Consider the following 228-nt stretch of genomic DNA (forward strand, 5'->3'; position numbering starts at 1 on the left):
AAGAATTAAAGCGTGCCAATGAAATTCTACGTAAAGCAGCCGCTTTTTTCGCCCAGGCGGAGCTCGACCGCCCACACAAATAATGGTGGATTTCATCCATAACAATAAAGATCGATATGAACCGTACCGGGTTTGTCGGAGACTTTTTTATTTAAGTTAGGCCACCTGACCTAACGGGTTAATCTTATCATAGTACATTGCTTCAAACTCAAAAGGCGATACATAACC

General features: G+C 42.1%; 2 pseudogenes and 1 other annotated feature. Of the pseudogenes, one reads left to right on the plus strand and one right to left on the minus strand.

The features are described 5' to 3' along the window. Positions 1-145 (plus strand): annotated as a pseudogene (locus WFH18_RS18655) (IS3 family transposase); the annotation flags it as partial. Beyond that, positions 41-138 (plus strand) — a sequence feature (AL1L pseudoknot). Its footprint overlaps the pseudogene before it by 98 nt. Before the next feature lie 11 nt (positions 146-156). On the opposite strand, the pseudogene WFH18_RS18180 reads toward WFH18_RS18655, so the two are convergent. Then, a pseudogene (locus tag WFH18_RS18180) lies at positions 157-228 on the minus strand (type II toxin-antitoxin system HipA family toxin); the annotation flags it as partial.

The sequence above is a fragment of the Acinetobacter sp. USHLN143 genome, from assembly GCF_037145695.1.
Classification (GTDB): Bacteria; Pseudomonadota; Gammaproteobacteria; order Pseudomonadales; family Moraxellaceae; genus Acinetobacter; species Acinetobacter fasciculus.